The sequence below is a fragment of the Streptomyces microflavus genome, from assembly GCF_014650075.1.
Taxonomy (GTDB): domain Bacteria; phylum Actinomycetota; class Actinomycetes; order Streptomycetales; family Streptomycetaceae; genus Streptomyces; species Streptomyces microflavus.
Window position 1 is genome coordinate 62,495 of record NZ_BMUG01000013.1, and the last position, 18,586, is coordinate 81,080.

The following is an 18,586-nucleotide window of genomic DNA, read 5'->3' on the forward strand; positions in this document are numbered from 1 at the left end:
AAGGCTCCTACGCCCAGGTGTACCGGTGCTCCGGGCGGCCCGTCTCGCCGTACCGCAGCGTCAGCCGGACCTTGCCGGTCCGCTCCAGCAGCTTCAGATAGCGCTGGGCCGTCTGCCGGCTCATCCCCGCGCTCTCCGCGATCTCCTGGGCGGAGAGCGGCCCGTCCGCATCGCGCAGCGCCTGCCGGACGAGCTCGGCCGTGGTGGGGGAGTGGCCCTTGGGAAGGTCCGGCTCGCCCGCCGCCCACAGGGCGCCGAAGAGCCGGTCCACCTCTGCCTGTTCGGCCTGCCCGCCGCCGTCGAGCGTGTGGCGCAGCGCCGCGTACGCCTCCAGCTTCGAGCGCAGACCGGCGTACGTGAACGGCTTCACCAGGTACTGGAGCGCGCCGTGCCGCATCGCGTCCTGCACGGTGCCCACATCGCGGGCGGCGGTCACCATGATCACGTCGACCTGACGGCCCAGCCGGCGCAACTCCCGTACGACGGCGAGGCCGTTGCGGTCCGGGAGGTAGTGGTCCAGCAGGATCAGGTCCACCGGTACGTCCTCGACCGCGGCCAGCGCCTGGGCCGCCGAGTGGGCCTGTGCGGTCACCCGGAATCCGGCGACCTTGGCGACGTACGCCGCGTTGATCCGCGCCACCCGGACGTCGTCGTCCACGATCAGGACCTGGATCACCGGCTGCCTCCTGTCGTGGCGGGATGGGGTGCCGTGGCCGGATCCGCCGTTTCCGGCCCGGCCAGCGCCTCCGGGAGGACGACGGTGAACACCGCCCCGCCGCCGTCGGCCCCGGCGACGGTCACGCTGCCGCCCTGGCGCTCCGCGAGCCTGCGGACCAGGGCGAGCCCGAGGCCGCGCTTGCCGTGCGCCGGGAGGTCCTTGGTGGACCAGCCCTCGGTGAAGATCGACGCGTACTGCTCCGGGGCGACCCCGGGGCCGCTGTCCCGCACACGCAGGACCACCGTACGGCCCTCGGCCCGCAGCCCGACCTCGATCCGGGCGTCGCCCGATCCGGCCGCCGCGTCCGTGGCGTTGTCGACGAGGTTGCCGACCACCGTGACCAGGCCGCGCGGGTCGACCACCCGGTCGGGCAGCAGCGTGCCGGGGGCCAGCCGCAGCGAGACGCCACGCTCGGCGGCGACCGTCGCCTTGCCGACGAGCAGGGCTGCCAGCAGCGGGTCCTGCACCTTCTCGGTGACCTGTTCCGCCGTCGCCCGGTGGACGCCCACCACTTCCGTGACGAACTCCATGGCGTCCTCGTGCATCTCCAGCTCCAGCAGACCCAGCAGCGTGTGCAGCCGGTTGGCGTGCTCGTGGTCCTGGGCGCGCAGCGCGTCGATCAGCCCGGTGGTGGAGTCGAGCTCGCGGCCGAGGCGTTCGAGCTCGGTCCGGTCGCGCAGGGTCACTACGGCCCCGCCGTCGTCCGTCTCCATCCGGTTGGCCAGCAGGACCCGGCCGCCCTGGACGGCCAGCAGGTCGTCGCCCACGACCCGGCCCGCCAGCACGTCCGCTGTCCTGCCGCCGTCCAGCACCTCCGCCAGCGGCCGGCCCGCCGCCTCGGGGCCGAGCCCGAGCAGCCGCTGCGCCTCGTCGTTCAGCAGCCGGATGCGGCCCGTGCCGTCGAGCGCGACGACCCCTTCACGGATCGAGTGCAGCATCGCCTCGCGCTCGGTCAGCAGCGCGGAGATATCGGAGAACGCCAGGTCATGGGTCTGCCGCTGCAGCCGGCGGGAGATCAGGTACGCGGCGAGCGCGCCGACGGCCAGGGCCCCGCCCGCGTACGCGAGGAGGCCCGGGATCGCCCCGAGGAGGCGGGCGCGGACGCTGTCGTACTCGATCCCGACGGAGACCGCACCGACCACCTCGTCCCCGGGGTCGCGCAACGGCACCTTGCCCCGGGCCGAGCGGCCGAGGGTCCCGCTGTCGATCTCCATGACCTCCCGGCCGCGGAGCGCGTCCCCGGGGTCGGTGGAGACCACTTCGCCTATCCGGTCCGTCTCCGGGTGCGACCAGCGCACGCCCCGGCGGTCCATGACGACGACGTACTCCGCGCCGGTGGCCCGCCTGATCCGCTCGGCGGCGGACTGTACGGGGCCCGACGCGGACGCCTCCGTGGTGCGCAGGTCCTCCGCGATCCCGGGCTGGGCGGCCGTGCTCTGCGCGATGGCCAGGGCGCGGCGCATCGCCTCGTCGTCCAGCTGGGCGCTGAGGGGGGCCAGGAACAGGCCGGTGACCAGCACGGTGACGCCCGTGATGATGGCCAGCTGCATCAGCAGGACCTGGGAGAAGACCCGCTGCGGCCAGCCGAACCGGCGCGGTCCCCGGTCGGAGATCGATGGGGCGTTCATCGTAGAGACGGTAGACGGCGTCGAGGGCCGGTGGAAATCCATGGACGGGTGCGGGGTGGAGGGGGCAGGGGATCCGCGTACACCCCTTGCCTGACGGCGCACCTTCTGTGAGCGTTCTCGTACGGGCGTTCTGAGAACGTTGCGGGGAGTTCGGCAGTAGCGCAATCTACTTGCACTTCTTGCGCTAATCTTGCGCTCATGACGCGACGACTTGCTCAAGTGGCCCAGAAGGTGGGAGTCAGCGAGGCGACGGTCAGCCGGGTGCTGAACGGTAAGCCGGGCGTCTCCGACGCCACCAGGCAGGCTGTTCTCTCCGCGCTGGACGTCCTCGGCTACGAGCGGCCCACGCAGTTGCGGGGGGAGCGGGCCCGGCTGGTCGGGCTCGTCCTGCCCGAGCTGCAGAACCCGATCTTCCCGGCCTTCGCCGAGGTGGTCGGCGGCGCCCTCGCCCAGCAGGGGCTCACCCCGGTGCTCTGCACCCAGACCAAGGGCGGGGTCTCGGAGGCCGACTACGTCGAGCTCCTCCTCCAGCAGCAGGTCTCCGGCGTGGTCTTCGCGGGCGGCCTGTACCACCAGGAGGACGCCCCGCACGACCACTACAAGGTGCTCGCCGACCGCAAGATCCCCGTCGTCCTGATCAACGCGGCCATCGACCGGCTCGGCTTCCCGGGCGTCTCCTGCGACGACTCCGTCGCCGTCGAGCAGGCCTGGCGCCACCTCGTCTCGCTGGGCCACGAGCGCATCGGCCTCGTCCTCGGCCCGTCCGACCATGTGCCCTCGCAGCGCAAGCTGGCCGCCGCTCGGGTGCTCGCCGAGGAGACCGGCACGAGCATCCCCGACGAGTGGGTGGCGCGGGCGATGTTCTCGCTGGAGGGCGGGCAGGCCGCCGCCATGAGGCTGCTGGAGCGGGGTGTCACCGGCATCATCTGCGCCAGCGACCCGCTCGCCCTGGGCGCGGTTAGGGCCGCCCGCCGCCGGGGACTCTCGGTGCCCGACGACGTATCGGTCGTGGGCTACGACGACTCGGCGTTCATGAACTGCACCGAGCCGCCGCTGACCACCGTCCGTCAGCCCATCGAGGCCATGGGGCGCGCGGCCGTGGAGCTGCTCTCGGTGCAGATCGGCGGCCGGACCGTGCCCTCGGACGAGCTGCTCTTCGAGCCCGAACTGGTGGTGCGCGGATCCACCGCCCAGCCGCCGCGCGAGAATTCCCTCTGATCCGTAGCTAATTTGCGCTGGTCCGGACCTGAGGGCTCAGGGGGCGGGCCGGGTCTCAAGGGGCGGGCCGGGGTGGCCGGGGGCCGGTGTAATGCCCGCTCGGCCTGATCCGCAGCGGACGCTCCCCGTACTCCTCCAGCGCGTGCGCGACCCAGCCCGCCGTGCGGGAGACCGCGAACACCGTCTCGCCCGCCTCCGCCGCCATCCCGCAGGAGACGGAGAGGACGGCGAGCGCCAGGTCGATGTTGGCGTGCAGCGGCGCGTGACGGGCCGTCGTGGCGACGACCTCCCGGGCCGCCGCCAGCGCTCCGGCCGCCTGCGGTACGTCCTCCAGCAGGGCGAACAGGGTTCGGGCCCGCGGGTCCTCGCCCTGGTACAGCCGGTGGCCCAGTCCCGGCACCGGGCGCCCGGTCCGCAGATGGTCGGCGACCACGGGGACCGCGCTGCCCCGGTCCACCGCCTCCTGGAGCATGCGGTGGGCCAGTCCGCTCGCGGCTCCGTGCAGCGGCCCCTCCAGGACGCCGAGGCCGGCGGAGACCACGGCGTACGGATGGGCGCGCGCCGAGGCCGCGACCCGGGCGGCCAGGGTGGAGGCCGCCAGGTCGTGGTCGATCAGGAGGGCCAGGGCCGCGTTCAGGACGGCGAGGGCCGGGGCGTCCGCCGGCCGCGCGGTCAGCCGGGGCCACAGCTCGCGCGCCAGGGAACCCCCGTCCGCTTCCGTCGAGCCGAGCACCGGCAACGCCCCCACCAGCGTCGGGATCAGGCTCCGCGCACTGCTCAGGACCGCCCCCGGCGAGAGGTCGAAGCGCATCGGATCCGTGGCGGCCGCAGCGGTCACCGCCACCCGCAGCCGGTCCGTCGAACCGCTGTGCGCGGGCAGCGCACCGACCGTCCGGCGGGCCGCCGCCAGGGTCTCGGAGGGCGCGGTGAAGCGCACCCCGGGCCGGAGCTCACCGGTCCAGAGCCACTCCGCGACCTCCTCGAAGCTGTGGTTCCGGGCCAGCTCCGTCGCATCGACCCCGCGGAAGTAGTACCGGTCCTGCTCGATGAGGGTGATGCCGGTACGGAAGACGAGGTCGCCCCCGGCCGGTGACGGCTCGCGCCGCCCCGAGCGCCGGGCCAGCGCCCGCACCTCGTCGGCGTCGAACGTGGAGCCCCTGCCTCCGGCCGCCCGCTCACTGCTGAGCTGACCCCGGCTGACGTACGCGTACACCGTCTCGGGCTTCACCCCGAGCAGCTCGGCCGCCTCCCGGGTGGTGAGCCGGGGTGCGTCCGGTCGGCCGGGCTCTGGTTGATCCGTCATGGGAACCACCGTATCCACTCCGCGTTCACATTGATTCAGTCAACATTGACAGACTTACAGTCAAGCATGGACAGTCGAATCAATGCTGCATGCATGGAGGAGAGAACAGCCATGACCACCACCTCTGCCGTCCCCCGCGGTCTCGCCGGCGTCGTCGTCACCGACACCGCCCTCGGCGACGTACGCGGCCGTGAGGGCTTCTACCACTACCGCCAGTACTCGGCGATCGAGCTCGCGCGGACCCGCAGCTTCGAGGACGTCTGGTACCTGATGTTCCACGGCGAGCTGCCCGGCCGGGCGGCGGCCGCCGACTTCGCGGCCCGTACGGCGAGGTTGCGGACGCTCCCCGCCGAGGTGCGCGAGGCGCTGCCCGCCATCGCCCGCGCGGGCGCCGTCTCCGGCCCGCTCGCCGGACTCCGTACGGCCCTGTCGCTGCTCGGCGCCTCCACCGGATACCGCCCGGTCTACGACCTCGACGCCGACCGCCGCCGCGCGGACGCACTGGCCGCCTGCGCCGCCGTACCCACGATCCTGACCGCGCTCCAGCGCCTCGGCCAGGGCCTCGAACCCGTCGAGCCCCGCGAGGACCTGCCCTACGCGGCCAACTACCTGTACATGCTCACCGGCAGCGAGCCGGAGCCCGACCGGGTCCGGGCCGTCGAGCAGTACCTGATCTCCACCGTCGACCACGGCTTCAACGCCTCCACGTTCACCGCCCGCGTCGTCGCCTCCACCGGCGCCGACCTGGCCGCCTGCCTGGTCGCCGCCGTCGGAGCGCTCTCCGGACCGCTGCACGGCGGAGCGCCCAGCCGCGCCCTGGACACCCTGGACGCCATCGGCACCCCGGACCGCATCGACGGCTGGATCCGCGAACAGGTCCTCTCCGGCCGCCGCATCATGGGCTTCGGCCACCCCGTCTACCGCACCGAGGACCCGCGCTCCCGGATGCTCAAATCGATCGCGCAGAGCTTCGGCGGGCCGCTCGTCGACTTCGCCGTGGAGGTCGAGCAGCAGGTGGAGGCCATCCTCGCCGAGCTCAAGCCGGGGCGGGAGCTGCACACCAACGTGGAGTTCTACGCCGGGGTCGTCATGGAGCTCTGCGGGCTGCCGCGCGCGATGTTCACGCCCACCTTCTGCGCGGCGCGGGTGATCGGGTGGAGCGCCAATATCCTGGAGCAGGCGGAGGACTCGAAGATCATCCGCCCGGCGGCCCGCTACATCGGCACACCCCCGCCGCAGCCGGTCCCCGCGCCCTGACCGCCCATCCGAGGAAGGCCCCCGTTGACCCCGCCCCGCACCCAGCAGATCCCGGTCGTCGTCCTGGCGGGCTTTCTCGGATCAGGCAAGACCACCCTCCTGAACCACCTGCTCCGCAACCGCGCGGGCACCCGGATCGGCGTGATCGTCAACGACTTCGGGTCCATCGAGATCGACGCCATGACCGTCGCGGGGCAGGTCGGCTCGACGGTCTCCCTGGGCAACGGCTGCCTGTGCTGCGCGGTCGACGCGAGCGAACTCGACACCTTCCTGGAGACGCTCACCCGCCCCTCCGCCCGGCTGGACGTGATCGTCATCGAGGCGAGCGGTCTCGCCGAACCCCAGGAGCTCGTACGGATGCTGCTGGCCAGCGAGAACCCGCACATCCTGTACGGCGGTCTGGTCGAGGTCGTCGACGCCGCCGAGTTCGACGCGACCCGGGAGCGCCACCCCGAGATCGACCGCCATCTGGCCGTCGCCGACCTGGTGGTCCTGAACAAGACCGACCGGGTGGGGGAGGCCGAGCAGGAGCGGCTGCGCGAACGTGTCGTGGAGCTGAGCGGGCCCGCCGCCGTCATCCCGGCCGTGCACGGCCGGATCGACCCCGAGCTGCTCTTCGATCCCGCGCTGCGGCCGGACGGCGAGGAGAAGATCCGTCAGCTCACCTTCGAGGACCTGCTGCGGGAGGAGGCGGGCCACGCGCACGAGGACCACCTCCATGCGGCCTACGAGAGCGTCGACTTCACCTCGGACATCCCGATGGACCCGCGCCGCTTCATCGCGTTCCTCGACTCCCGGCCCGAAGGCCTCTACCGGATCAAGGGGTTCGCGGACTTCGGAACGGGGGACCGTGACAACAAGTACGCGCTCCACGCGGTCGGCCGGTTCCTGCGCTTCGTGCCGCAGCCCTGGGCGCGGGGTGAACAGCGGCTCACCCAGCTCGTCATGATCGGGGCCGGGATCGACGCCGAGGCGCTGCGGGCCGGGCTGGCGGCCTGCCGGGCCGAGCCCGGTCCCGCCACCCCTGACGCCGAACGCGCCATGTGGGGCGTGCTCCGGTACGTACAACAGGAACCCGAGGACGTACGAGAAGGAGCGGACGTGCAGGAAACGGCCGCAGAGGCGTAACGCCCCCGGGCCGCTCCCCGGCACGTCCCGAGCCCGCCTACAGCGGCGCCCCGGCGATCACGGCCACCGGCTCCAGCAGCGGCGTGCCCGAACCGTCGCGGCGCGGGTCCGGCTCCGGCAGCTTCGCCGGGGTGCCGTTCTTCTGGGCGGCCCGGGCCGGCGTGGCGCCCGCCCAGGCGAAGACCAGGACGTCCTCACCCTTCAGGAACCGCTGGCAGCGCACCCCGCCGGTCGCCCGGCCCTTGCGCGGATACTGGTCGAACGGGGTGAGCTTCGACGTCAGCACCGAGTCGTCCAGCGTCCCGTGCGAACCGGCCACCGTGAACACGATCGCGTCCGCCGCCGGATCGACCGCCGTGAACGACAGCACCTCGGCCCCGGCCGTCAGCTTGACGCCCGCCATCCCTCCGGCGGCCCGCCCCTGCGGACGCACCGAACCCGCCGGGTAGCGCAGGAGCTGGGCGTCGGAGGTGATGAAGACCAGATCCTCCTCGCCCGTACGCAGCTCGGTCGCGCCCACGATGCGGTCACCGTCCTTGAGGGTGATGACCTCCAGCTCGTCCTTGTTGGCCGGATAGTCCGGCACCACGCGCTTCACCACGCCCTGGAGGGTGCCGATCGCCAGCCCCGGCGAGGCCTCGTCCAGCGTGGTGAGGCAGATGAGCTCCTCGTCCGCCTCCAGGCTGAGGAACTCCGAGATCATCGCCCCGCCCGAGAGGTTGGGCTCCGCGTGGGTGTCCGGCAGCTGCGGCAGGTCGATCACCGAGAGCCGCAGCAGCCGCCCCGTGGAGGTCACCGCCCCGACATCGCCGCGGGCCGTCGCCGCGACCGCCGAGACGATCACGTCGTGCTTCGTCCGCCGGGCGTCCTCGGAGATCTCGACCGGGTCCGCGTTGGCCGTCCGGGCCAGCAGCCCCGTCGAGGACAGGAGCACCCGGCACGGGTCGTCGGCGACCTCCAGCGGTACGGACGCGATCTGCGAACCGGCCGACTCCAGCAGCACCGTGCGCCGGTCCGTGCCGAACTTCTTCGCCACCGCGGCCAGTTCCGTGGAGACCAGCTTGCGCAGCTCCGCGTCCGACTCCAGGATCGCGGTCAGCGCCTCGATCTCGCCGTTGAGCCGGTCGCGCTCGCTCTCCAGCTCGATCCGGTCGAAGCGGGTGAGCCGACGGAGCGGGGTGTCCAGGATGTACTGCGTCTGGATCTCGCTCAGCGAGAAGTGCGCCATCAGGCGCTCCTTCGCCTGCGCCGAGTTGTCGCTGTCCCGGATGATCCGGATGACCTCGTCGATGTCGAGGAGGGCGACGATCAGCCCCTCGACCAGGTGCAGCCGGTCGCGGCGCTTGGTGCGGCGGAACTCGCTGCGCCGGCGCACCACCTCGAAGCGGTGGTCGAGATAGACCTCCAGCAGCTCCTTGAGGCCCAGGGTGAGCGGCTGGCCGTCGACCAGGGCCACGTTGTTGATGCCGAAGGACTCCTCCATCGGCGTCAGCTTGTAGAGCTGCTCCAGCACGGCTTCCGGCACGAAGCCGTTCTTCACCTCGATGACCAGACGCAGGCCGTGCGCACGGTCGGTGAGGTCCTTGACGTCGGCGATGCCCTGGAGCTTCTTCGCCGAGACCAGGTCCTTGATCTTGGCGATCACCTTCTCCGGGCCGACGGTGAACGGCAGTTCGGTGACGACGAGGCCCTTGCGGCGCGCCGTCACGTCCTCCACGGCGACGGTGGCGCGGATCTTGAACGTGCCGCGGCCCGCCGTGTACGCGTCCTTGATGCCGTTCAGCCCGACGATGCGGCCGCCGGTGGGCAGGTCGGGGCCGGGGACGAAACGCATCAGCGTCTCGATGTCGGCGCCCGGGTGCTTGATCAGGTGGCGGGCGGCGGCGATGACCTCGCCCAGGTTGTGCGGCGGCATGTTGGTCGCCATGCCGACGGCGATCCCCGAGACCCCGTTGACCAGGAGGTTGGGATAGGCCGCCGGGAGGACGACCGGCTCGCGCTCCTGGCCGTCGTAGTTCGACTGGAAATCGACGGTGTCCTCGTCGATCGCCTCGGTCATCAACGACGTGGCGTCGGCCATCCGGCACTCGGTGTACCGCATCGCGGCCGGCGGGTCGTCGTTGCCGAGGGAGCCGAAGTTGCCGTGGCCGTCGACGAGGGGCAGCCGCATCGAGAAGGGCTGTGCCATCCGCACCAGGGCGTCGTAGATCGACGCGTCACCGTGGGGGTGCAGCTTGCCCATGACCTCGCCGACGACGCGCGCGCACTTCACATAGCCGCGGTCGGGGCGCAGTCCCATCTCGTTCATCTGGGACACGATGCGCCGGTGCACCGGCTTCATGCCGTCGCGGGCGTCGGGCAGGGCCCTGGAGTAGATCACCGAGTACGCGTACTCGAGGAAGGAGCCCTGCATTTCGTCGACGACGTCGATGTCGAGGATCTTCTCCTCGAAGTCGTCCGGCGGCGGGGTCTTCGTGCTACGGCGGGCCATCGCGGCTGCGACTCCTTCACGGATTCTGTTCGGACAACCTGAGCTTGTTCGGGGCGACACGAGCTGACAAGTCGAGCTACTGACGCGGACCATTGTGGACCGCCGCACTGACAACGCGGACCTCGACCCGTCCGAAGCGGTCCCGCGCGGTGCCACCTGGGGCACCATCGACGGAAACATCCACGGAACGGGAACTTCGCCAGGTGCCGGTGCGCTTGCTTAGAGTGGCAGGTCTGGCAGGAAGTCCAGTATCGCGATCGAAGGGACGTACATGCCCATGGGTCACACGGCCACAGCACAGGCCGGCTCCGGCGGCTTGACAGCGACCGAGCACCGCCTGGCCAACGGCCTGCGTGTGGTGCTCTCCGAGGACCATCTGACCCCGGTCGCCGCGGTCTGCCTCTGGTACGACGTCGGTTCGCGCCACGAGGTCAAGGGACGCACCGGTCTGGCTCACCTCTTCGAGCACCTGATGTTCCAGGGCTCGGGACAGGTCAAGGGGAACGGGCACTTCGAGCTCGTCCAGGGGGCCGGCGGCTCGCTCAACGGGACGACCAGCTTCGAGCGGACCAACTACTTCGAGACCATGCCCACCCACCAGGTGGAGCTGGCTCTCTGGCTGGAAGCCGACCGTATGGGATCCCTCCTCGCCGCGCTCGACGAGGAGTCCATGGAGAACCAGCGCGACGTCGTCAAGAACGAGCGGCGCCAGCGTTACGACAACGTGCCCTACGGCACCGCGTTCGAGAAGCTCACCGCCCTCGCCTACCCCGAGGGCCACCCGTACCACCACACCCCGATCGGCTCCATGGCCGACCTGGACGCGGCAACCCTGGAGGACGCCCGCGCGTTCTTCCGTACGTACTACGCGCCCAACAACGCGGTGCTCTCGATCGTCGGGGACATCGACCCCGAGCAGACCCTCGCCTGGGTCGAGAAGTACTTCGGCTCCATCCCGTCCCACGACGGCAAGCAGCCGCCGCGCGACGGCACGCTGCCCGAGACCATCGGCGAGCAGCTGCGCGAAGTGGTCCACGAGGAGGTCCCGGCGCGTGCGCTGATGGCCGCCTACCGCCTCCCGCACGACGGCACCCGCGCCTGTGACGCGGCCGACCTGGCGCTCACCGTGCTGGGCGGCGGCGAGTCCTCGCGGCTGCACAACCGCCTGGTCCGGCGCGACCGTACGGCGGTGGCGGCGGGCTTCGGGCTGCTGCGGCTCGCCGGGGCGCCCTCGCTGGGCTGGCTGGACGTGAAGACCTCCGGCGGTGTCGAGGTGGAGACGATCGAGGCCGCGGTCGACGAGGAGCTGGCCCGGTTCGCCGCCGACGGCCCCACTCCGGAGGAGATGGAGCGGGCGCAGGCCCAGTTGGAGCGCGAGTGGCTGGACCGCCTGGGGACGGTCGCGGGCCGGGCCGACGAACTGTGCCGCTACGCGGTCCTGTTCGGTGACCCGCAGCTCGCCCTGAGTGCCGTGGGACGTGTCCTGGACATCACCGCGGAGGAGGTGCGCGAGGCGGCGGAGGCGGCCCTGCGTCCCGACAACCGGGCGGTGCTGGTCTACGAGCCCATCGAGCCGGCCGACGAGGCCGAAGGCACCGACGAGCCCGAGGGGGCGGACAAGTGAGCGACGCCGCCGTGACTGGAGTAGCCATGGAGTACCACCCGCAGCCGACCCCGGGCACCGCCCGGCCCTGGGCGTTCCCCGCGCCCGAGCGCGGCGCCCTGCCCAACGGGCTGACCGTGCTGCGCTGCCACCGCCCCGGCCAGCAGGTCGTCGCCGTGGAGATCTTCCTCGACGCGCCGCTGGACGCCGAGCCCGAGGGCCTGGACGGTGTGGCCACGATCATGTCGCGCGCGCTCTCCGAGGGCACCGACAAGCGCAGCGCCGAGGAGTTCGCCGCCGAGCTGGAGCGCTGCGGCGCCACCCTCGACGCGCACGCCGACCACCCCGGCGTCCGGGTCTCCCTGGAGGTCCCGGCCTCCCGGCTGGCCAAGGCGCTCGGCCTGGTCGCCGAGGCCCTGCGCGCCCCGGCCTTCGCCGAGAGCGAGATCGAGCGCCTCGTCGGCAACCGCCTCGACGAGATCCCGCACGAGCAGGCCAACCCGTCCCGGCGCGCCGCCAAGCAGCTCTCCAAGGAGCTCTTTCCGGCCACCGCCCGGATGTCCCGTCCGCGCCTGGGCACCGAGGAGACGGTGCGGCGGATCGACGCCGCCGCCGTGCGCGCCTTCTTCGACGCCCACATCCGCCCGGCCACCGCGACGGCCGTGATCGTCGGTGACCTCACGGGCATCGACCTGGACGCCCTGCTCGCCGACACCCTCGGCGACTGGTCGGGCGACGCGGGCCAGGCCCGCCCGGTCCCGCCGATCACCGCCGACGACACCGGCCGTGTGGTCATCGTGGACCGCCCCGGCGCGGTCCAGACCCAGCTGCTGATCGGCCGTATCGGCGCCGACCGGCACGAGCGCGTATGGCCCGCGCAGGTGCTCGGCACGTACTGCCTGGGCGGCACCCTCACCTCCCGGCTGGACCGGGTGCTGCGTGAGGAGAAGGGCTACACCTACGGCGTACGGGCCTTCGCCCAGGTCCTGCGCTCGACCGGCCCCGACTCGGGCGGCGCGGCCATGCTCGCCATCAGCGGTTCGGTGGACACCGAGTCCACCGGCCCGGCGCTGGACGATCTCTGGAAGGTCCTGCGGACGCTGGCGGCCGAAGGGCTGACCGACGCCGAGCGCGAGACGGCCGTGCAGAACCTGGTGGGCGTCGCCCCGCTGAAGTTCGAGACGGCCGCCTCGGTGGCGAGCACGCTGGCCGACCAGGTCGAGCAGCACCTGCCCGACGACTACCAGGCCCAGCTGTACGCCCGCCTCGCCGAGACGGGCACCGTGGAGGCGACCGCGGCCGTGGTCAGCGCCTTCCCGGTGGACCGGCTGGTCACGGTCCTCGTGGGCGACGCGGCGCAGATCGCGGAGCCGGTGAAGGCGCTCGGCATCGGAGAGGTGACCGTCGTCAGCGGCTGACGCCCTGTCGGCACACACCAGGACGAAGAGGACCCCGGCGGGCAGCGATTCGCCGGGGTCCTCCTTCTTTGTCCGTTAAAGCCTATTAATTCTCTTTGTTGGAGAGAGTGACTTTCTGCCCTGTGGGATGCGCGACAAATCCCCCTGTCCGTTTGGTGATGGGAAGTCGGCCCGCCTAGCGTCGGCTCGGCTGTCCGTCACCCGTATGCCGCACCCGCGGCGCCGGGCAGCCATCGCCGAGTCCCCGTCAGGCGCGAGCCTGGGGAGCCGGGGACCCACGCAGTCCCTGGGGTGAATCGGAGGTCCGTGCCGTGACCCGGCGCGGGGATCCGTAGGAGACCTTCCTGCTCCGAACCCGTCAGCTAACCCGGTAGGCGAGAAGGAAGGAAAGGATCAGCCCCTCCATGGCGTTCACCCGTGCCACCGGGAAGCACCGTGCCCCGAGCCGCCTGACGCGCCGCGGCGCCCAGGCCGCCGGCATCGCGGCCCTGGCCACCACCGGCGTCCTCGGCTCCCTGGCCTCCCCGGCCGCCGCAGCGGACTCCGAGGCCCCCAAGGCCGCCGAGAGCGGACTCACCCAGGCCATCGCCCTCGACGCCACGCTCGCCCAGCAGATCGAAGCCCAGGCCCAGGCGCAGCACCAGCAGGCCGAGGCCCTCGCGAAGGCGAAGGCCAAGGCCGCCGCCGAAGCCAAGGTCAAGGCCGCGAAGGCCAAGGCGAAGGCGGAGGCCCAGCGCAAGGCCGAGGCCCGCGCCGAGGAGATCCGCGAGGAGAAGGCCCGCGCCGCCCGCGCCGCCGAGCGCGCCCGCCTGAACGCCTTCCACCTCCCGGTCGCCGGCTCGCACGTCACCACCGGCTACAAGACCGGCGGCTCCCTCTGGTCCTCCGGCAGCCACTCCGGCGTGGACTTCATGGCCGCCTCCGGCAGCTCCGTCGTCGCGGTCGGCGCCGGCACGGTCGTCGAGGCCGGCTGGGGCGGCGCGTACGGCAACAACATCGTGCTCCGGATGACGGACGGCACGTACACCCAGTACGGCCACCTCTCCTCCATCGGCGTCTCCGTCGGCCAGAGCGTCACCTCCGGCCAGCAGATCGGCCTCTCCGGCTCCACCGGCAACTCCACCGGCCCGCACCTCCACTTCGAGGCCCGGACCACCCCGGAGTACGGCTCGGACATGGACCCGGTCGGCTACCTGCGCTCGCACGGCCTGAACGTCTGACCCCACCTCGCGCGACCTCCCCACCCGAAGGCCCCGGTTTCCCGCCGGGGCCTTCGGCAATGCGCCGGGAAACCCCCGTACCGGGCATCCCGTGGCCCGACCTTTGGCCAGAAGATATCCATGGATTCCGGCCTGCCATCGGAAATTGCGGCAGATTGCAATAGAGTCACGGAACAGGCGTCGGCCGGCCGCGTTTCGCGGGGATTAAGGCGGAGGTTCGGACATGCGCATTCCCGCGCATTCGGTATGCACGGCAATCCGTGACGACATCGTCTCCGGTGTCTACGAGCGCGGCAGCCGCCTCACCGAGGAGCTGCTGGCACGGCGGTACGGGGTGTCCCGCGTCCCGGTGCGCGAGGCGCTGCGCACCCTGGAGTCCGAGGGCTTCGTCGTCACCCGCAGGCACGCCGGGGCCTGTGTCGCCGAGCCCACCGAGCAGGAGGCCGCCGACCTGCTGGAGGTGCGGATGCTCCTGGAGCCGCTCGGCGCGGCGCGGGCCGCCCAGCGCCGCACGGAAGCCCACCTCAAGGTGCTCCGCGGGCTGGTCAGACTGGGCCAGGAACGGGCCCGCCGGGGGGAGGGGGAGGATCTGCGGTCGCTGGGCGGCTGGTTCCACGAGACCCTCGCCCAGGCCTCCGGCAGCCCCGGCCTGATCGCGCTGCTCACCCAGCTCCGGCACAAGATCGCCTGGATGTACGCCGTCGAGCAGCCGGCCCGCCCGGTCGACTCCTGGGTCGAGCACGGGGCGATCGTGGACGCGGTGGCGCGCGGCGACGCGGAGCGGGCCAGAGCGCTGACCGCCCAGCACGCGGAACGGGCGGCCGGCGCCCACCGGCTGCGCCGCCCGGACCGCACCGGCCGGCGCGCGGCGCCGCTGCCCCGGGTGAGTTCTTCGCAACACGGCGTAAACATCGCGGGTGTCCGGCATTAACAATGACGCCGTATACAAAGAGGGGTAATCGCCGAGGGCTTTATTCGTGCTGCCCGAATGGGCAATGCCTGGCAATGCGTCGACGTCAGGAATAACGAAAGAGCCGTGGTCCCCCAAAGGGTTCCACGACTCTCGCGAAGAAGGGATTCCGGCCGAACCGGTCGAAAGGACCGGTGCACCGGAATCGGACCCGGAACGGGTCGGGCGGCCCGGACGGCCCGCCGAGCGGTCAGACGGTCTCGGGAAGCTCTTCGAGCCCCTCGGCGACCAGCTTCGCCAGACGGTCCAGAGCGGCCTCGGCGTTGTCCGCCTCGGACGCGAGCACGATCTCCTCGCCGCCCTGCGCACCCAGACCGAGCACCGCGAGCATGGAGGCGGCGTTCACCGGGTTGCCGTCGGCCTTGGCGATCGTCACCGGGACGCCGGAAGCCGTGGCGGCACGGACGAAGATGGAAGCGGGGCGGGCGTGCAGGCCCTCGGTCCAACCGACGTTTACGCGGCGCTCAGCCATGGTTCTGCCCTTCACATATCAACGGTTGTCTAGACCAGTCTCTCACGCGGTGCGCAATGCTGTGCCCGGCCTCCCCTCCGCCCTGATCCACACGACTGGGCCTCGTCCGGGTCGTCCTCAGACTGCCTCGGTACCGATCCCTCCGCGACCGGGAAGTCAGCCGTAGGCTTTGCCCATGGAGCCCACGCCGGAGCTAAGTCCGCATCACGCGTACCCCGACCACTGGGAAGCGGACGTGGTGCTCCGTGACGGCGGCACCGCACGCATCAGGCCGATCACCACGGACGATGCCGAGCGGCTGGTCAGCTTCTACGAGCAGGTGTCCGACGAGTCGAAGTACTACCGGTTCTTCGCACCGTACCCCCGCCTTTCCGACCGGGACGTGCACCGCTTCACCCATCACGACTACGTCGACCGGGTGGGACTGGCCGTCACGATCGGCGGCGAGTTCATCGGTACCGTCCGCTTCGACCGCATCAACGAGCAGGGCAGGCCAGCCTCCGCCCCCGCCGACGAGGCCGAGGTCGCCTTCCTCGTCCAGGACGCCCACCAGGGCCGCGGCGTCGCCTCGGCGCTGCTCGAACACATCGCAGCCGTCGCCCGCGAGCGGGGGATCCGGCGCTTCGCCGCCGAGGTGCTCCCCGCCAACAACAAGATGATCAAGGTGTTCCGGGACGCCGGCTACACCCAGCAGCGCAGCTTCGAGGACGGCTCCGTCCACCTCACCCTCGACCTCGAACCCACCGAGAAGTCGCTCGCCGTCCAGCGCGGCCGCGAGCAGCGTGCCGAGGCCCGCTCGGTGCAGCGCCTGCTCGCCCCCGGCTCCGTCGCGGTGATCGGCACCGGCCGCACGCCCGGGGGAGTGGGCCGCACGGTCCTGCGCAACCTCCTCGCCGCCGGCTTCACCGGCCGCACCTACGCGGTGAACCGCGCCTTCGACGAGGGCCTCGCCACCCTCGACGGCGTCCCCGCCCACCGCTCGCTCGGCGAGATCGACGAGCAGGTCGACCTCGCCGTCATCGCGGTCCCCGCCCACCGGGTCCCCGAAGCCGTCGCGGACTGCGGCGAGCACGGCGTCCAGGGCCTCGTCGTCCTCTCCGCCGGCTATGCCGAGAGGGGCTCCGCCGGCCGTGAGCTCCAGCGCGAACTGGTCCGCCAGGCCCGCTCGTACGGCATGCGGATCATCGGCCCGAACGCCTTCGGCATCATCAACACCGCCGAGTCCGTCCGGCTGAACGCCTCCCTCGCCCCCGAGTCGCCCGCCCGTGGCCGGATCGGCCTGTTCACCCAGTCCGGCGCGATCGGCATCGCCCTCCTCTCCGGCCTCCACCGGCGCGGCGCGGGCCTCTCCTCGTTCATCTCTGCGGGCAACCGGGCCGACGTCTCCGGCAACGACTTCCTCCAGTACTCGTTCGAGGACCAGGACACCGACGTCGCCCTCCTCTACCTCGAATCCCTCGGCAACCCCCGCAAGTTCACCCGCCTCGCCCGCCGCACCGCCGCCGTGAAGCCCGTCGTCGTGGTGAAGGGCGCCCGGCACAGCGGCACCAACCCGCCGGGCCACGCCGTCCCGGTCAGCCGCATCCCCGACGCCACCGTCTCCGCCCTGATGCGGCAGGCGGGCGTCATCCGGGTCGACACGGTGACCGAGATGGTCGACGCCGGACTGCTCCTGGCCGGCCAGCCGCTCCCGGCCGGGCCCCGGGTCGCGATCCTCGGCAACTCCGAGTCCCTCGGCCTCCTCACGTACGACGCCTGCCTGGCCGAGGGGCTCCGCCCGCGCCCGCCGCGCGACCTCACCACGGCCGCATCGCCGCAGGACTTCCGGGACGCGCTGGCCGAGGCGCTCGCCGACGGGACCTGCGACGCCGTGATCGTCACCGCCATCCCGTGGGTGGGGGAGAACGGCGAGGCCGAGACCGGTGACGGCGAGGTGCTGGCCGCCGCCCTGCGCGGAGCCGCGGCCGGCGGACCTGCCAAGCCCGTGGCCGTCGTCCACGTGGAGATCGGCGGCCTCGCGGAGGCCCTCGCCGCCGCGAGCAGCACGGCCGCACCCCGCACCCGTCCCACCACGCTCGCCGGCCGGCCCGCCGCCGCGCCGGGCGCCCCCACCGGAGCCGCCCCGGCGACCGCGACCGCCCCCACGGGGCCCGGCACCGAAGCGCCCGCAGAGACCGCAGGCGCCGCAGGAACCGCAGAGACCGCAGAGACCGCAGAGACCGCAGAGACCGCAGCAACCGAAGCCGCCGACCCCCCCGCCCGCCCCGGCCGCATCCCCGCCTACCCCGCCGCCGAACGTGCCGTACGGGCGATGGCCGAAGCCGTGAAGTACGCCCAGTGGCGGCGCCAGGCGGCCACGCCCGGCAAGGTGCCCGAGTTCCTGGACGAGACCACCGACGAACCCGGCGCCGCCGCCCTGATCGACACCCTGCTCGGCACCGCCCCCGACCCGCGCGGCCGCCCCCTCACCCACGACGAGGCCCGCGAGCTGCTGGGCCGCTACGGCATCCCCGTACGCCCCACGCTCCCCGCCCCGGACCCCGAGGCGGCCGTCGCCGCGGCCGCCCGCCTCGGCTACCCGGTGGCGCTGAAGACCACCGCACCCCATCTGCGCCACCGCGCCGACCTCGGCGGCGTACGGCTGGACCTCACGGACGAGGACGCGCTGCGCCGCGCGTACGCGGAGGTCACCGAGCTCCTCGGCAAGCCCGCCGAACTCCTCCCGGTCGTCCAGTCCATGGCCCCGCGCGGTGTGGACACGGTCGTACGGGCGTCCATCGACGCCGCCGCCGGGGCCGTCCTCTCCTTCGGCCTGGCGGGCGCCCCCTCCGAGCTGCTCGGTGACACCGCGCACCGGCTGGTTCCGGCCACCGACCGCGACGCCGCCGAACTGATCAGGTCGATCAAGGCGGCCCCGGTCCTCTTCGGCTGGCGCGGCTCGGCGCCCGTCGACACCCCGGCCCTGGAAGAGCTGCTGCTGAGACTCTCCCGGCTGGTCGACGACCATCCCGAAGTGGTCTCCGTGGCGCTCGAACCGGTGGTCGTGGCCCCCCAGGGCCTCACCGTGCTCGGCGCGACCGTCCGCCTCGCTCCACCGCCCCCGCGCGGCGACCTCGGCCCCCGCCGCCTCCCGAACTACTGACCCGCCCCAGGGCGTCCC

13 protein-coding genes and 1 riboswitch are annotated in these 18,586 nt (G+C 72.4%); of the genes, 8 read left to right on the plus strand and 5 right to left on the minus strand.

The window, feature by feature from the left end:
- Positions 1-7: 7 nt before the first annotated feature.
- Together IE264_RS32085 and IE264_RS32090 are read right to left on the minus strand one after the other, a co-directional pair.
- On the minus strand, positions 8-676 hold the full coding sequence (locus IE264_RS32085) for a response regulator (RefSeq protein WP_015611929.1): 669 nt from the start codon (positions 674-676) through the stop codon (positions 8-10).
- On the minus strand, positions 673-2,346 hold the full coding sequence (locus tag IE264_RS32090) for an ATP-binding protein (RefSeq protein WP_032757122.1): 1,674 nt from the start codon (positions 2,344-2,346) through the stop codon (positions 673-675). Before IE264_RS32090 ends, IE264_RS32085 begins: the two co-directional genes overlap by 4 nt.
- Positions 2,347-2,544: 198 nt before the next feature.
- Between IE264_RS32090 and IE264_RS32095 the strand changes: the two genes are divergently transcribed.
- A complete protein-coding gene (locus tag IE264_RS32095) occupies positions 2,545-3,564 on the plus strand; it encodes a LacI family DNA-binding transcriptional regulator (RefSeq protein ID WP_015611931.1) in 1,020 nt (339 codons plus the stop codon).
- 55 nt (positions 3,565-3,619) lie between these two features.
- Here the strand turns inward: IE264_RS32095 and IE264_RS32100 are convergent, their stop codons facing one another.
- Positions 3,620-4,867, minus strand: coding sequence for a citrate synthase (locus IE264_RS32100; RefSeq protein WP_032757123.1), 1,248 nt, complete (start codon positions 4,865-4,867; stop codon positions 3,620-3,622).
- 111 nt (positions 4,868-4,978) lie between these two features.
- Here IE264_RS32100 and IE264_RS32105 point away from each other — a divergent pair, with 111 nt between their 5' ends.
- Together IE264_RS32105 and IE264_RS32110 are read left to right on the plus strand one after the other, a co-directional pair.
- A complete protein-coding gene (locus tag IE264_RS32105; RefSeq protein WP_032757124.1) occupies positions 4,979-6,124 on the plus strand; it encodes a citrate synthase/methylcitrate synthase in 1,146 nt (381 codons plus the stop codon).
- A 24-nt stretch (positions 6,125-6,148) separates the two neighbouring features.
- Positions 6,149-7,252: a CobW family GTP-binding protein gene (locus tag IE264_RS32110; protein ID WP_032757125.1), complete on the plus strand. Its 1,104-nt coding sequence runs from the start codon at positions 6,149-6,151 to the stop codon at positions 7,250-7,252.
- A 37-nt stretch (positions 7,253-7,289) separates the two neighbouring features.
- Here the strand turns inward: IE264_RS32110 and IE264_RS32115 are convergent, their stop codons facing one another.
- Positions 7,290-9,743: a DNA gyrase/topoisomerase IV subunit A gene (locus IE264_RS32115; protein WP_015611935.1), complete on the minus strand. Its 2,454-nt coding sequence runs from the start codon at positions 9,741-9,743 to the stop codon at positions 7,290-7,292.
- A gap of 277 nt (positions 9,744-10,020) precedes the next feature.
- On the opposite strand from IE264_RS32115, the gene IE264_RS32120 reads away from it, so the two are divergent.
- From IE264_RS32120 to IE264_RS32135, 4 genes are all read left to right on the plus strand, one after another.
- Positions 10,021-11,367 (plus strand): M16 family metallopeptidase, encoded by a 1,347-nt coding sequence (locus IE264_RS32120; RefSeq protein ID WP_190167745.1) that lies wholly within the window; start codon positions 10,021-10,023, stop codon positions 11,365-11,367.
- Between the two features lie 26 nt (positions 11,368-11,393).
- Positions 11,394-12,764 (plus strand): M16 family metallopeptidase, encoded by a 1,371-nt coding sequence (locus IE264_RS32125; RefSeq protein WP_015611937.1) that lies wholly within the window; start codon positions 11,394-11,396, stop codon positions 12,762-12,764.
- Positions 12,765-12,988: 224 nt separating this feature from the next.
- A riboswitch (cyclic di-AMP (ydaO/yuaA leader) is annotated at positions 12,989-13,155 on the plus strand.
- Positions 13,156-13,168: 13 nt separating this feature from the next.
- Complete coding sequence (locus IE264_RS32130; protein WP_032757126.1) at positions 13,169-13,984, plus strand: M23 family metallopeptidase; 816 nt, start codon at positions 13,169-13,171, stop codon at positions 13,982-13,984.
- A 223-nt stretch (positions 13,985-14,207) separates the two neighbouring features.
- A complete protein-coding gene (locus tag IE264_RS32135) occupies positions 14,208-14,915 on the plus strand; it encodes a GntR family transcriptional regulator (RefSeq protein WP_015611939.1) in 708 nt (235 codons plus the stop codon).
- Positions 14,916-15,144: 229 nt separating this feature from the next.
- Here IE264_RS32135 and IE264_RS32140 read toward each other — a convergent pair whose 3' ends face one another.
- Positions 15,145-15,426 carry an HPr family phosphocarrier protein gene (locus tag IE264_RS32140; protein WP_015611940.1) on the minus strand — a complete coding sequence of 94 codons (282 nt, stop codon included), beginning with the start codon at positions 15,424-15,426 and terminating at the stop codon, positions 15,145-15,147.
- Positions 15,427-15,601: 175 nt separating this feature from the next.
- Between IE264_RS32140 and IE264_RS32145 the strand changes: the two genes are divergently transcribed.
- A complete protein-coding gene (locus IE264_RS32145; protein WP_032757127.1) occupies positions 15,602-18,568 on the plus strand; it encodes a bifunctional acetate--CoA ligase family protein/GNAT family N-acetyltransferase in 2,967 nt (988 codons plus the stop codon).
- Positions 18,569-18,586 lie beyond the last annotated feature (18 nt).